The following is a 10,618-nucleotide window of genomic DNA, read 5'->3' on the forward strand; positions in this document are numbered from 1 at the left end:
GACACCCATGCCGAGTACGACCATCGAGCCGGACATCGACTCCCCCGGCGAGCGTAAGCCAGAAAAGCGCGACGTAGGCCGCACGTTCGTGGGGTACTTGACCGAGGCCAACAGCGTGATGGTGACGATCTATTCGTTGCTGCTGGCCTTCGCGATCGGCGCCCTGTTGATCATCGTCTCCGACGCGGCGGTGCGGGGTGCCTGGGGCTACTTCTTCAATCGTCCCGCCGATGCGCTGAGTTTCTCGTGGCAGGCGGTGAGCGCGGGATATCGCGACATGTTCGAGGGCGCGATCATCGACTTCGGGCGGGTGAGCCAGTACATCGACGGTGACGCCACCCTGGCCCAGGTGCTGCGCCCGATCTCGGAGACGCTCACCTACGCGACCCCGCTGATCTTCACCGGGCTCGCCGTCGGTCTGGCGTTCCGGGCCGGACTGTTCAATATCGGCGGGCACGGGCAGTTCATCCTCGGCATGCTCGGCGGCGTGATCGTCGGGTTCGCGCTCGACCTGCCGCCGCTGCTGCATGTTCCGCTGGCCCTGCTCGCGGGGGCGCTCGCCGGCGGTGTGCTCGGCGCCATCCCCGGTGTGCTCAAGGCGAAAACCGGCGTGCACGAGGTGATCTCGTCGATCATGCTGAACAATATCGCCACCTATTTCCTGCTCTGGGCGTTGAGCACCACGTTCATCCACGCGACGACCTCGCAGGAACTGGTCTCCAAGCAGGTGGACTTCTCCGGCCGATTGCCCCGGTTGCTCGGCTGGGCGGGCTCGGGTCTGCGGGTCAGCGCGGGGCTGTTGCTCGGGCTGGCGCTCGCGGCCGGAATCTGGTGGCTGTTGCGCAAATCCACCTTCGGCTACCGGATCCGGGCGGTCGGCGCCAATACGCACGCGGCGGAGACGGCGGGTATCGATATCGGGCGCACGTTCATCACGACGATGGCGGTGTCGGGCGGGCTGGCCGGGTTGGGCGGTGCCGCACTGGTACTGGGACTCAACCCCTACACGGTGAATCCGGGTACGGTCGCCGAATTCGGGTTCGACGGGATCACCGTCGCGCTGCTCGGGCGGGCCCATCCCGGCGGCATCGTGGCCGCCGCACTGCTGTTCGGTGCGTTGAAATCGGGCACGCTGCACATGCAGCCCGCCATTCCGGTCGAGATGTCCACGCTGTTGCAGGCGGTGATCGTGCTGTTCGTCGCCGCGCCCGCGCTGGTGAAAACCCTGCTGCACCTGCGCACACCGCGCGGTGGTCTCAACACTCTGGAAGCGAGGGGCTGGTGAGTACCACCACCGCGTCACCGGCCGTCACGGCCGAAGCCGTCCGGCACAATGTGGCCGGGGTGGTGCTCATCGTGCTCGGCATCGGTCTCGGCGTCCTCGGCCTGCTGTTCGTCGAGGGTGGGCGCACGACCACCTTCCGGCTGGATCAGACCGTCGAAAGTGGTTGGACCGTCGACACTCTCACGATCGTGCTGGTCCTGAGTGTGGTGACGGTGGTGCTCGGTGGGGTGCTGGCGGCGCGGCCGCTCTCGCGGCGCGCGCACGGGGCGATCGTCGGCATCGCGGTGGCGGCCCTGGTGATCGCGGCGCTGTCGTGGGTGGTCACGCCGGGTGTCGGCTTCCCGGTGGAGTTCGTGCTGGCGTCGACGCTGTTCCTGGCGCTGCCGTTCATCTTCGGTGCGCTGTCCGGCGTGGTCTGTGAACGGTCGGGCGTGATCAACCTCGGCATCGAGGGACAATTCCTGGCGGGCGCGTTCACCGCGGTGCTGTTCTCCTCGATCACCGGCAGCCCCTACGCCGGGATTCTGGCCGCGGTGATCAGCGGCATGCTGTCGACGCTGCTGCTGGCCTGGCTGGCGACCCGCTTCGAGGTGAACCAGCTGGTCACCGGTGTCATTCTCAATCTGCTCGCGCTGGGGCTCACCGGCTTCCTGTTCGAACGGCTCATGCGCATGGACCATTCGCTCAACCAGCCGAGCACGGTGCCGCGCATCGGTGGGTTCCTCCACGACATCGGCCTGGGCTTCCTGACCGACATCCCGGTGCTCGGGCCGGTGCTGTTCGACCAGAACCTGTTCGTCTATGTGGCGCTGGCCTGCGTGTTCGGGCTGTCGTATCTGCTGTTCCAGACCCGCTGGGGCCTGCGCACCCGCGCCGTCGGCGAACATCCGGCCGCGGCCGACGCCGCGGGCATCGACGTGAACCGCCTGCGCTTCTGGAATGTCACCTGTGCCGGCGCCCTGTCGGGGTTCGGCGGCGCCTTCTTCACCATCGCCAACAACGTGACCTTCAGCAAGAACATGACCGCCGCGCTCGGCTTCGTGGCCTTGGCGGTGATGATCGTCGGCCGCTGGAAGCCGGTCGGTGCCCTGCTGGCCGCCCTGCTGTTCGGCTTCTCCAGCGCCCTGCAACGCTTCCTCAACACCATGCCGGGCAACCCGATCCCCACCGAGTTCCTCGGCATGCTGCCCTACATCGTCACCCTGGTCGTGGTCGCCGGATTCATCGGAAAGGCGGTCGCGCCCGCGGCCGACGGCATCCCGTACCGGCCGGGCGACAAGTAGTCAGCCTTCGAGCAGGACGGTGACCGGGCCGTCGTTGGTGAGTTCGATCTGCATGTGGGCGCCGAATTTTCCGGTGGCGACCGTGGCGCCCAGTTCGCGGAGTGTTTCGGCGAAGATGTCGACGAGGGGTTCGGCGAGGGAGCCGGGGGCGGCGGCGTTCCAGGACGGGCGCCGGCCCTTGGCGGTGTTGGCGTAGAGGGTGAACTGGCTGACCACCAGGATGGGGGCATCCAGGTCGGCGGCGGAGCGTTCACCGTCGAGGATGCGCAGGCGATAGGCCTTGTCGGCCAGAGCTTTCGCGTTGGCCGCGGTGTCGGTATGGGTAGCGCCGACGAGAGCGAGGAGGCCGTGGGGGACACCAGACGCCGCCGGATCGATGCGGCCGACCACCTGATCGTCGACGCTCACCTGGGCGCTGGTCACACGTTGCAGCAGTACTCGCACAGTTCCGATCATGCCGGGTGACCGCGCCGGGCGGCATCCCGGGGCGATGTATCTGTCGGTGCGATCAGCACGGGTCCACTGGTCACAGCGTGCCGATTCAGTCCTTGCCGAAGAAGAGGATATTCGGGCCGTAGTCGGTGAGCGGGGCCTTCTCCGCGGACTGGCGGATGCCCGCGCCGGGGAGCTCGGTGACCTTGGCGAACATCTCGGCATTGCCGAAGGCGGCTCTGACCTGGGTTTCGGAGGCGTAGTCGGCGCCGTAGTCGGCCAGGGTCGCGAAATCCAGGGGGGCCAGCGGGGTCTCGAGGGGTGCCTGGCCCGCCGGCCTGCCGAGCGCGGCGTACTGGGTGGCGACGCCGTTGTCGTAGAGGCACAGTTCGTAGGAGATCTTCTCGATCGTGGCGACGGTGAGGACCGGCCATTTCATCGAGAGGGCCACGGCGAGTGGGTGTTTGCCGAGGGCGCCGATCTCCCAGTTGAGGCTCTTCACCGAAATCCAGCTGCCCGAAGACTTTTCGACGAGCACCACATCGGCGCCGAGCTCGGTCTCGAGGTTGGTCTTGGGTTCTTTGACGCCCCAGTGCTTGTCGTGCACCCCGGCGAAGCGGCCTGCGTCGACGGGATTCCCGCCGTCCTGGGCGTACGCGGCGACGATCGCGGCGCGTACCTGGTCCAGCGCGTCCGGCGCCGAGCACCGGACGGCGATCGCGCCGTAGGTCGCGGAGATCTCGACCGGTCGCGACGGCGGCTCCGGCATCGCCCCTGCCGCAAGGGGTTTGAGACCGACCAGGGCCAGCCGCCAATTGATCTCGTCGATCGTGGCCAGGTCGCCACCCGACTGGTACAGGATCTGCTGCTGGGTGAGCCGCCCCGCGCGTTCGAGGGTCGGTGCGCCCAGTTTCACCAGCGCCTGCGTGGTCTTGACGGTGAGATCGAGCTCCTCGACCCGGGTTTCCCGCAGTTTCGCCGTGCTCGCGGTGGTGGTCACCTCGGAATACAGGGTGCGGTAGCTCGCGATGGCCTGCTTGCGTGAGCGCCCCACCATCAGGGTGCGCAGCAGAGTGCTCAGACTCGCCAGGTACTTGCCCGGTTGTTCGGAAGCGCGCGCGTACATCGCCGCCCGAATCCGGACCGCCGACTCACTGGCCGCCACCGCCGCGTCGTGATCGAGCCGCATCAACCACACACCGCACTTGGACAAACCGTCGGCGCACATGGCCGAAACATCCGGGTAGTCCTGCGCGACCTGCCGATACGCCGAACAGGCGCTGCGAATGGTGTTCGTCGCGAGCTGCCGGTGCCCGACCAGCCGTGTCGCCTGCTCGAACAACCGCAACGCGTCCTGCAACGCACCCGCGTACTCGTAGGAGACGTACCCCCCGACCAGCCAGTGCAGCCGGATCGCGACCGCTTCCTGCGCGGGCTCCAGCGCCTCCGCCGTGCGGTCGCGCCCCGACGGATCATCCCTGGTCGTGAGCAGACCCTGTGCGAGCTCGGTCAGTGATCCGGCCAAGCGCAGGTAGTCGTCGGCGTGCTGGCTGCGGGTGTTGGCGCGATTGGCTGCCACGCGCCGTTCGAGGCCGCTCAGATCGGTCATGAGCAGTTCCATCGCGACGTCAAGCTGGGCACCCATCGTTCGTTCGTTCATGGCCGTCCGGCGGCCGCTAGCGCTTTGATCGAGTCTGTCACAGATCGGTGTCGGCTGCCGGATCGTTCGCCGGAACCGGCTGTTCATCCGGCATCGGTGCCGGTGTTTCCTTGGTGCTGTGCATATTTCGCATTGCTCACTAGAATGCGATGCGATCGAGTCGGCTGCGAGAGTCGGCGGTGGGGTGCTTCGAGGAGCGGTTAGCGTGGGCGATTCTCCCTGGTCAGGACTGGCCAGTAAGGCAAAAGTCAAGGTCGAGACGGGAGCCGCGCTCGAGGCGGCCAAGGCGTGCAGTACGGCGATCGAGGTGTTCAAGGGTTGCCAGAATCTGTTCCGCGACCACGACCTCAATAACTACGACGAGTCCAAGCTGGGCGGCAGCCAAGTCGACGCGGGTCCGCCGCTGCGGACCAAGTTCATCTCCGAGGCCACCCAGGCCAAGGACCTGCTGGGGCGCTATATCGACTCGCTCGAAGACCTGGTCTCGATGTTCAAGGCCGCGGGCGAGTCCTACACCGACACCGACAAGGGCTCCGGCGACAACATCGCCGCGCTCAAGGGTGATCTGAAGAATGTGAACTCCTCGCCGGGTGCCAAGGATATGAAGGGCGAGGTCTCCCAGGCCGGTGGTTACACTCCGGCCCACTGGGAAGTCGATGTCAAGGTGCGGCAGGGCACCGGCATGGAAATCAAGATGGAGAAGCACAACTACGACATCGAGACCGCGAACGTGCCCAAGCACGCGGGCACCGCGACGGCGGAATCGGGCGGTGTGCGGATACCCGTCCGCGCCGCGGACAACATGTCCTGGCGTGACATGTACGACCTCGGTCAGCGGCTGTCCTGGCAGGAGGTGGCCAACGACGCTCCGATCTGGGAGGCGATGGCCCATGCCGTGCACGGCGCCGCCTACAACCTCGAGCAGAAGCTCGGTGAGATCACCCGCGACCGGTGGGAGAGCCAGGGCGGTGACGCCGCGTTCGCCGCGATCTCCACGTTCGGCAAGTCGGCGATGACCGCGAGTGACTCCTTCACGATGATGCAGCAGAACCTCGAGTACACCGCGAACTGGTTGTACGCGACCAAGGTGTCTATGCCGATCGACAAAGAAGACAAGTGCGACGACGATCTGCAGGAGAACCGCGATCGGTACAAGCGCCACTACGTCGACGGTGTCGGGCAGACCGAGAAGCTCTTCCCCGCGGCCGCGGAGCCCGCGGCGCCGAAGGGGCCGGTGAAGCCGCCGGAGAACAACAACAATAATAACAACAATAATAATAATAATAACGGCAACAGTAATAACAACGGCAATAACAATGCCGGTGGTAACAACAACTCCGGTGGTAGCGGAAATTCCGGTGGCAGTGGCAATTCCGGGGGTGGGAGCCAACAGCAGGCGACGTCGCCGGCCGCCGTGGCTGCCCAGCAAGCGGCGCAGCAAGCTGCCCAGCAGGCGGCCGCGGAGCTGCAGCAGAACGGCACCAACGGTTCGCAGCAGGGCGCGAACGGTCAGACGGCGGGTTCCATCGGATCGAACGGATCCACCGGGTCGTCGGCGGGGTCGAGCGGGTCGGGGTCGGGCGACATGTCCAGCATCCTGTCCTCGGTGATGTCGGCGGTGACGTCCGCGGTGTCCTCGCTCACCCAGGCGCTGCCCTCGCTGGCCACCGCGCTGCAGCAGGTGTCCGCCGACACCAGCGGTACCGGCGCCACGTCGGGCCTGCCCGATTTCACCCAGCTGGGCAACCTGTTCGGGCAGTTCCCCGACCTGACCGAACTGCTGTCGCAGTCGCCCGAGATCAACCAGCTGATCGCGGACAACCCCGCCCTCTCGCCGCTGGCGGAGTTGCTCGGCATCGATACCGCGACGACGACCGTCGACGGAGCGGGACTGCCGCAGGAGAGCACCGAAACGGCTGCGGGCGAAGCATTCCCGCGTGCCTCGCTGCCCGACTTCTCCAATCTCTCGGGTCTGGGCGAGGTCGTCACTCCGCTCACCGGCTTGCTCGCGGAGTCGATGGCGACCGAAGCGCCCGCGCAAGTGGTGGAAGCGCCCGCGCAAGTTGTCGAAGTGCCGGTCGAATCCGTGGAAGTCGGCGCCGCCGGCTCGCTCGCGCACGCGCGGCCGGAGGCGCAGGCGTGACGCGCAAGTGGGAGCTCACCGACATCGAATTCCGGGTGCTGTGGCAGCGATTCGTCGGCACCGATCTGCCGCGTCCGCTCACCTTCCAGACCAGGACTCGCCTGCACGAGGACTACGAGGAGGAGAAGTACCAGGTCTGGCAGCGTCTGCAGCACACGGTCGATCCGACGCTTCGCTCGGTCTTCGATGTGCTGGAACGGCCGGAAGTATATGTGCGGCTGCGTGGTTGGAACGATCGTGCGCGTGACGACGCCGACCAGTGGCTCAAGGCCAGGGCCGCGCGAGCCGGTGCCAACGGATACCTGGTCTACCAGCTCCCCGGTGAAACCCCCACCCACAGTGGTGGTTACACGGTGGTCGACATCGGTCCTCACGGTCTGGCCGACGCCATCGTCGACCTGATGCCGACCACCGGTGCGGGCACGGGCGGGATGATCCCGCTCGTCACCGACGCGAGCGCAGGCGCCGGCGACGAGTACGGGCAGCGATCCTCGATGTTCTTCGAAGAAGCCGACACCTCGATCGTCGAGCGCAGCACCGAGTTCTTCAACCGTTCCGCCGACCGCACCGGAACCATCAACATCCTGCAGAATCAGTCCATGTTCGGCTCGCGCGGGATGCATCGCGACATCCTGGTGTGGCGCGATCTTCCCGACGACGGACGCTATGTCATCGAACTCCCCAGCGAGAATCCCATCGCCACCCCGATGTCGCGATCGGACCTGACCGAGAAGGTCAACACGTCCATCCAGCGGATGATGTCGCGCGTGGAATCGCATTGGGAAGCAAGCGCATAGGGGCCGCGAGGTACCCACCGTTCACAGCGCTTTCATCCCGGGTTCGTTCCGTCGTGCGAGGCTGTTGCGCACGCGAAAGAGTTGTGGTGTGCTCAGAGCCACCACTCGTGGAGGGATGAGGGCGATGGGCACCTTCGAGTACGACGCCGACGATTTCCGGACCGCGGCCGGAAAATCGCGCAACGTCAGCACGCAACTCACCGGCATCATCAATACGCTGAACAGCTCGCTCAACGGCCGCGGAAACGTGTGGGGCAACGACAAACTCGGTCAGAGCTTCAACGACGGCCCCGGCGGCAACGACGGTTACGACTCCTCGTGGACCAACACCAGCGACAACGTCAAGACGATGGCGAAGTCCATGGGCGAGTTCGCCGACGGTCAGACCGAAAGCGCCGACTACATCGACAAGATGGAAAAGGGCAACCGCGACGGCTTGAAGTAGCCGCGCAGTCGGTCAACTCGCGTCCGGGATACCGAGGCCCGGCAGATGCAGGCTGCTGTTTCCGGCACGCTCGACCCAGCCCTGGTAGACCAGCGTCAGCGGGGAGTCGATGCCGAAGCCGTCGCGGAGTCCGGTGACGGTGATCGCGGCGAGCCGGCGGTAGGCGTCGGTGTCGACCGGCCAGGGGAATTCGGCCCACCAGTTGTCGCAGTGGTCCTGGTCGGGTTGGCGCCAGCCGGCCCGGGTGATAGCTCGCCAGCCTGCGTCGTCGGGGCGGGATGCCTGGTCGAGCCAAGCGTTGCCGGGGAGTTCGGCCAGGACCGATTCGCTCGTCTTGCGAAATTGTGCGAAGCGGCGCGAACCGGATGGTGCCACTTCGCCGATCACCAGAACTGTGGTGTCGGGGGCGGCGGCGAGCTCGTTTGCCAGCCCACGGGCGAACTCTTCCCAGTCGGTCACAGTAGGCCCTGGTTGTCGAGTTGGAGGTTGCGGTCGTCTGCGGCGAGGCGGGTATTGGTGACCAGATTCAGCCAGATCGACGCGGTGGAGAGGATGAGGACGACGGTCGTTTCGGCGCCTGCCCATCGAATTTGCGGGGTCGGTGCTTTGACCTGCGCGGTCGGCTCACCGAGGCGCTCGCTGATCGCCTGCGCGTAGTCGACGAAAGCTGTTTTCACTGCGTGCTTTTCGCTCGCCTCGGCGTAGTCGGTGAGCTGCAGCTCGATGCGGGTTACATCGCCACTTTTGGCTTGGATGGTCCCGCTGTCGGGGCCGAATCCGGTGTCGAGCATGATTCGGCGCGGTCGGCTGGAGATGGTGTGCCAGCCGAATTGTTCGACAATCGAGGGGGCATCGTCGATGTTCCATGACCAGTCGAGGGCGGCCAGTCTGTCGGAGAGATCGGCGGCGTCGGCGGATGGCATCGTTCGCCATGTGGTCATTCGCTTGCCTTCCTGTTGTCTTGGAGCGCGAGGCCGGTCATGGGAGCCGCGAGTGCGCCATCCTCATCCCATTGACGTCGGAGTAACAGCCGGTGGTGTCTGTCGTAGTGGTGTTCTTCGCTGATCCGGCCGTCGGGGCGGTACCGGTACCAGGATCCGATGGGGCCGGTGGGGCTGTTGACACCTTCGTGGCGGACCTTCCCCTTGACTGATTCGGTATAGAGGCCGTCGGGATAGCCGTCGCGATAGTCCTGGATGTATGTGGGGGCGTGGACTCGTCCGGTGAAGGGGTGACCGTTGTGCTGGAGGGCACCGGATTCGGCGGCTGTGAGCGTGGGATCGTCATGGGCCAGGTCGGGGTGTGTCTCGGCGGGGTAGGCGGTGAGCTCGCCGTTGTCGTCCCAGCGCTGTTGGCGGAGAGTCTTCCCGGAGTCGTCGGCGATCGCACGGTGTCGTGGTGTGCCGTCCTGGTTCCAGGTGATCTGAAGACCGATGGGGTTTCCCCGGTGATTCACCCAGGCGTGGTCGCGTGCGCCGTCCCAGTGCCAGGCGAATTCAGGCCCGTCGCGGTAGCCGTCGAGGTGCCATTCGATTTCTACTACGGGCCCGTCCGCGTAGTTGTAGCCGTATCCGACCGCTTGGCCGGTAAACGGTCGGCCGTGGTAGGTGTTGAGGCCGTCGTGGTTCTTGTCGTAGACGAGTCCGGGGTCTTTGTGGTTGACGGCGCTCGGGAGGAGGGGTTTGGCAAGGGCTGCGGCGTCGAAGTCTTCGACGAGAACTCCGGCGGAGTCCCAGCGTTTACGGTGTTGGAGATAGCCGCTCGTGTCGTAGCTGTCTTCTTGGATGAGCGTGCCGTCGGGGGACCAGTAGCGCCAGTCGTCGTACTTGAATCCGCGCCTGTACCAGCCTGAGTGCCGCCGTGTTCCGTCCGGATACCAGGCGGTGCAGCTTTGTTCGCGGTAGCCGTTCTCATAGGAAGTGTTTTCGATTTCGGTGAAGTCGGGCAGGTATTCGACTGTTTCACCGGTGAATGGTTCGCTGCGGTAGTAGACCCGTCCGTCCACCGTGGTCAGTTCGGGGTCATTGATGTCGATGAACAGCGACACGCGACTTTCCTTCCCGCTCGTTCGCTTCTCAGAAATAGGACAGGAACGCCGCGTCGAAATCGGGGTCGCGGGTGTCGAAGTTCTGGGGAGCGTAGTCGAGGGCGCGGACGTGTTCTATGAACTCGGTGGGCAGGACGAGAGCCTGCTCGGCGAGGTACTTCAGCGAGTCCTCGCGCCAGATCCAGACGCCGTCGGAGTACAGGGAGGGGCCGCCCTCGATGTCGGCGTCTCTGGTGAACAGGTCGGGGGATTCGCCCATGACGTCGAAGATCGCGCGAACCTTGCGCATGTAGTTCAGAATCCGGTCGCGGTCGCCCTCGACGGTACCGGTGGGCGCGTCGAAGACCGAGGGCAGCTCGTCGTGCCCGCGCTCGTACATCTCGCGGTACATGGCCACCGGCTTCAATTCCATTGCGTGCGTCCCGTTCTCGATATCATGGAGTCTGTGTCCGGCTCGGCGTGCTCGTCGGCTCGGGGTGCCCCGTCGTGCCAGCGCTTCGGCGTGCCCCGACCCCGATCCTTCGCC

Annotated in this window: 11 protein-coding genes; 5 read left to right on the forward strand and 6 right to left on the reverse strand. The window is 65.8% G+C overall.

Features of this window, described 5'->3' with window-relative positions:
* Positions 1 to 7 precede the first annotated feature (7 nt).
* Positions 8 to 1,285 carry an ABC transporter permease gene (locus ACFTS5_RS18410; protein WP_378632272.1) on the forward strand — a complete coding sequence of 426 codons (1,278 nt, stop codon included), beginning with the start codon at positions 8 to 10 and terminating at the stop codon, positions 1,283 to 1,285.
* On the forward strand, positions 1,282 to 2,568 hold the full coding sequence (locus ACFTS5_RS18415) for an ABC transporter permease (RefSeq protein ID WP_378632275.1): 1,287 nt from the start codon (positions 1,282 to 1,284) through the stop codon (positions 2,566 to 2,568). The genes ACFTS5_RS18410 and ACFTS5_RS18415 overlap by 4 nt, the downstream gene beginning before the upstream one ends.
* Here the strand turns inward: ACFTS5_RS18415 and dtd are convergent, their stop codons facing one another.
* Together dtd and ACFTS5_RS18425 are read right to left on the reverse strand one after the other, a co-directional pair.
* On the reverse strand, positions 2,569 to 3,012 hold the full coding sequence (gene dtd / locus ACFTS5_RS18420; RefSeq protein ID WP_378632467.1) for a D-aminoacyl-tRNA deacylase: 444 nt from the start codon (positions 3,010 to 3,012) through the stop codon (positions 2,569 to 2,571).
* 97 nt (positions 3,013 to 3,109) lie between these two features.
* Complete coding sequence (locus ACFTS5_RS18425; RefSeq protein WP_378632277.1) at positions 3,110 to 4,645, reverse strand: hypothetical protein; 1,536 nt, start codon at positions 4,643 to 4,645, stop codon at positions 3,110 to 3,112.
* Between the two features lie 220 nt (positions 4,646 to 4,865).
* On the opposite strand from ACFTS5_RS18425, the gene ACFTS5_RS18430 reads away from it, so the two are divergent.
* From ACFTS5_RS18430 to ACFTS5_RS18440, 3 genes are all read left to right on the forward strand, one after another.
* On the forward strand, positions 4,866 to 6,803 hold the full coding sequence (locus ACFTS5_RS18430) for a hypothetical protein (RefSeq protein ID WP_378632280.1): 1,938 nt from the start codon (positions 4,866 to 4,868) through the stop codon (positions 6,801 to 6,803).
* Positions 6,800 to 7,600, forward strand: a complete 801-nt coding sequence (locus tag ACFTS5_RS18435) for an ESX secretion-associated protein EspG (RefSeq protein WP_378632283.1) — start codon at positions 6,800 to 6,802, stop codon at positions 7,598 to 7,600. The genes ACFTS5_RS18430 and ACFTS5_RS18435 overlap by 4 nt, the downstream gene beginning before the upstream one ends.
* A gap of 124 nt (positions 7,601 to 7,724) precedes the next feature.
* A complete protein-coding gene (locus ACFTS5_RS18440) occupies positions 7,725 to 8,045 on the forward strand; it encodes a WXG100 family type VII secretion target (RefSeq protein ID WP_378632285.1) in 321 nt (106 codons plus the stop codon).
* A 12-nt stretch (positions 8,046 to 8,057) separates the two neighbouring features.
* On the opposite strand, the gene ACFTS5_RS18445 is transcribed toward ACFTS5_RS18440, so the two are convergent.
* From ACFTS5_RS18445 to ACFTS5_RS18460, 4 genes are read right to left on the reverse strand one after another with little or no spacing between them, the layout of a single operon-like run.
* Positions 8,058 to 8,504, reverse strand: coding sequence for a hypothetical protein (locus ACFTS5_RS18445; RefSeq protein ID WP_378632288.1), 447 nt, complete (start codon positions 8,502 to 8,504; stop codon positions 8,058 to 8,060).
* Positions 8,501 to 8,986: a DUF6301 family protein gene (locus ACFTS5_RS18450; protein WP_378632291.1), complete on the reverse strand. Its 486-nt coding sequence runs from the start codon at positions 8,984 to 8,986 to the stop codon at positions 8,501 to 8,503. The genes ACFTS5_RS18445 and ACFTS5_RS18450 overlap by 4 nt, the downstream gene beginning before the upstream one ends.
* Positions 8,983 to 10,092 (reverse strand): hypothetical protein, encoded by a 1,110-nt coding sequence (locus ACFTS5_RS18455; RefSeq protein WP_378632293.1) that lies wholly within the window; start codon positions 10,090 to 10,092, stop codon positions 8,983 to 8,985. Before ACFTS5_RS18455 ends, ACFTS5_RS18450 begins: the two co-directional genes overlap by 4 nt.
* 28 nt (positions 10,093 to 10,120) lie before the next feature.
* Positions 10,121 to 10,504, reverse strand: coding sequence for a hypothetical protein (locus tag ACFTS5_RS18460; RefSeq protein WP_378632296.1), 384 nt, complete (start codon positions 10,502 to 10,504; stop codon positions 10,121 to 10,123).
* Positions 10,505 to 10,618: the final 114 nt, after the last annotated feature.

Source organism: Nocardia sp. NPDC056952 (genome assembly GCF_042674185.1).
In the GTDB taxonomy this organism is placed as follows: domain Bacteria; phylum Actinomycetota; class Actinomycetes; order Mycobacteriales; family Mycobacteriaceae; genus Nocardia.

Coding starts and splice junctions, on each gene's coding strand:
- ACFTS5_RS18410 (WP_378632272.1), top strand. CDS start 8: ATGCCGAGTACGACCATCGAGCCGGACATCGACTCCCCCGGCGAGCGT.
- ACFTS5_RS18425 (WP_378632277.1), bottom strand. CDS start 4,645: ATGGGTGCCCAGCTTGACGTCGCGATGGAACTGCTCATGACCGATCTG.
- ACFTS5_RS18440 (WP_378632285.1), top strand. CDS start 7,725: ATGGGCACCTTCGAGTACGACGCCGACGATTTCCGGACCGCGGCCGGA.
- ACFTS5_RS18450 (WP_378632291.1), bottom strand. CDS start 8,986: ATGACCACATGGCGAACGATGCCATCCGCCGACGCCGCCGATCTCTCC.
- ACFTS5_RS18460 (WP_378632296.1), bottom strand. CDS start 10,504: ATGGAATTGAAGCCGGTGGCCATGTACCGCGAGATGTACGAGCGCGGG.